General features: G+C 75.2%; 2 protein-coding genes. Both read right to left on the reverse strand.

Annotated features, from left to right (window positions below; genetic code table 11):
- Window positions 1–771: SpoIID/LytB domain-containing protein (locus PKY62_RS12930; protein WP_324537604.1), on the reverse strand; the 771-nt coding region annotated here is incomplete at its 3' end.
- 106 nt (window positions 772–877) lie between these two features.
- Window positions 878–2,723, reverse strand: a 1,846-nt coding sequence (locus PKY62_RS12935) for a glycosyltransferase (RefSeq protein ID WP_324537606.1), incomplete at its 5' end; no start/stop codon positions are given.

Consider the following 2,723-nt stretch of genomic DNA (forward strand, 5'->3'; position numbering starts at 1 on the left):
CTGGCACGCGGTGGTGTCACAGATCCCGCCGTTGTAGATCATCTTGTAGCGCGCGTAGCTGCGGGCCGCGACGGCCTGTGCCTGGAGCGCTGCGGCCGACCACGACGCCGGCGACTCGCGCGGCACCACGCTGCGCAGGTAGTCCTCCTGCACGAGGTTGTTCGTCAGGTTGAAGCCCACCCCGCCGGTCGGCTCGACCCGCAGGTCGCCGCGGTACCAGCGCGCCGTCGTGGCGTCCGGGCCGGCCGCGACGGCGATCCCGTAGTCGGCGCCCGTCTCGAACCGGACGGTGCCGGTGTACGTGCGCGTCTCCGTCACGGGGCCGCCCGGGACGTCGCGGCGCTGGGCCGTCACCGTCGAGTCGGCGACGGTGATCGTCCAGCGGCCCGGCGGCACCCACTCCTCGTTGGGCATGGCACCCATCCGGATGGGCCGGTTCTCCGGGCTCCAGATCGTCACCGTGGTCGTCGGCGTGTACGCCGCCAGCAGCACCCTCACCGCAGGGTTGCCCGTCGAGACCATCTGCGTCCCCGGGTAGTAGAACGCGAGGATCTCGCTCGCCGTGCGCCCCTGCAGGGCAGCCCCCTGGGCGCCCCACTGGCTCAGCCCGCGGCCGTGCCCGTAGGCCCGGCCGTCGACGGTCCAGGCGCCCGTCGCCGGGGCGGGGTAGACCTCCTCGGCGGCCCGGGCCGCAGGCACCGCCACGACGGTCCCGATCACCGCCAGCACGAGCGCGAGCAGCACAGCGGGCACACGACGGACAGGGATCACCGGAGTCCTCACCGAGAGAGTTGTACCCCTCCATCGTACGGCGGCAGCGCCACGCGGGACCCGGCCGACGCGGGCGCGGCGGGCCCGTGACGACCGTCCGGTGGACTCACCCGACGGGCCGCCGCAACCGGCGTCCCAGCACCGTCCGCGACGTCGCGAGCACGCCGCGCAGCCCTGCTGCCCGGTGCACGCGGCGCAGTGCGGCGAGCTCGCGCGCCAGCGGCAGCCGCGACGCGCGGTGCGGCTCGACCCCGTCGTCCGGCTCCACCCACGCGCCCGTGGGGCTGTAGGGCTCGTCGTCCATCACGGGCTCCCAGCCGGACACCCGGTCCGGCCGGCCCTGGGCGACGAGCGCCGCCGCATCGCGCAGGATCTCCTGGTAGACCCGGCCCTGAACGTGCGGGGACAGGGTCAGCACGGCCTCGCGGCGCGCCGCGGCCCCCATCCGGACCCGCTCGAGCTCGTCGTCGAGCAGCAGGGCGAGCCCGGCCGCCCACTCCTCGTGCGTCGTGGCGAGCAGACCGGTGCGGCCGTGGTCGATGGCCTCGACGAACGGCTGGGTGGGCGAGGCAACCGTCGGCGTCTCCACCATCGCGGCCTCGAGCCACTTGATCGCGGACTTGGCCTCGTTGAAGACGCTGCCCAGGACCAGCGGGGCGAGGTTGACGTCGACGTCCCGCAGCACGCCCACGAGGTCCTGCCACGGCATCACGGGCAGCCGCCGCACGCGCTCGCCGAGCACCTCCAGCGCCGGGGTGGGGCGCAGGTGCCCGCCGATCCACACCTCGACGTCCGGCCGGGCGAGCAGCACCTCGATGAGTGCCGGCTCGATCGCAGCCCAGTCGTCGTCGTGCGTCGTCGTCCCGCTGAAGTAGCCCACGCGCAGCGGGCCGGGCGAGCGCCCGGCTGCCAGCGCCCGCTCGCTCACCGTGACCCTCGAACGGCCCAGGCCGTTGCGGAACTGGCGCACCGGCAGGCCCGTCACGGCCGCGGCGTGGTCGCACAGCGTTCGCGTGCTGCCCACGTAGACGTCGGCCATCTCCATCGTCGTCCGATACCGCGCGACACCCCGCCACCACAGGTCCTGCTGGGCATCGCTCAGGGCGCTCAGGCCGTGGACCTGCCCGCGCAGGCCCGGGTCGAAGATGAGGTCGTCGATGTCGAAGAGCACCGGGACGGGTCGCTCGCGCTCGCGGACCTGGCGCACGAGGTCGGCGACCTGCGGCGTGGCCGGGACCCGGTAGAGCACCACGGCGTCGGCCGTCGCCGCGAGCGACGGCAGCTCGGGGTCGCGGTAGTGCCGCACCAGCGGGTGCGCGCCGTCCGCCGTGAGAGCCTCCGCGGCCAGGTGCACGCGGTAGCGCAGCGGTGCGCCGTTGATGCCGACGACGAACAGAACGCGGCCGAGCAGGCCGGCGCCCTCACGCAGCACGGCGGCGTCGTCCGGGGCTGCGACGGTGCGGGCTGCGACGAGCTCGCCGTAGAGCCGGTCCAGGCCGTCGACCTGGTCCTCGATGCTGCGCAACGGGGAGGCCGACCCCTGGCCGCACATCCGGGCGACGACGGCGGGCTCGCGCACCAGCCGCGTCAGGGCCGTGGCGAGCGCGTCGACGTCGCCCGCGGGCACCACGACGCCGTTGCGGCCGTGGTCCACCGCCTCCTCGGGGCCGAGCGTGTCGGTGCACACCACCGCGAGGCCGGCGGTGAGCGCCTCGCGGGTGAGGATCGAGTGCGACTCGCGCATCACCGACGGCAGCACGAGGACGTCGTGCTCGGCCAGCACCGCGGCCAGCCGGTCCGGGGGGAAGGACGCCAGGCCGCGCACGCGCTGCGGCAGCCCGGCGTCCGGCGACGGGACGCCGTACAGGTCCATCGACCAGTCCGCGTCCAGCGGCAGCCGGGCCAGCGCACCGGTCGCCACCGGCAGGCCCTTCATCGGGTCGGTGCCGCCG

Origin of the sequence: Actinotalea sp., from assembly GCF_035443605.1 — a bacterium.
In the GTDB taxonomy this organism is placed as follows: Bacteria; Actinomycetota; Actinomycetes; order Actinomycetales; family Cellulomonadaceae; genus Actinotalea.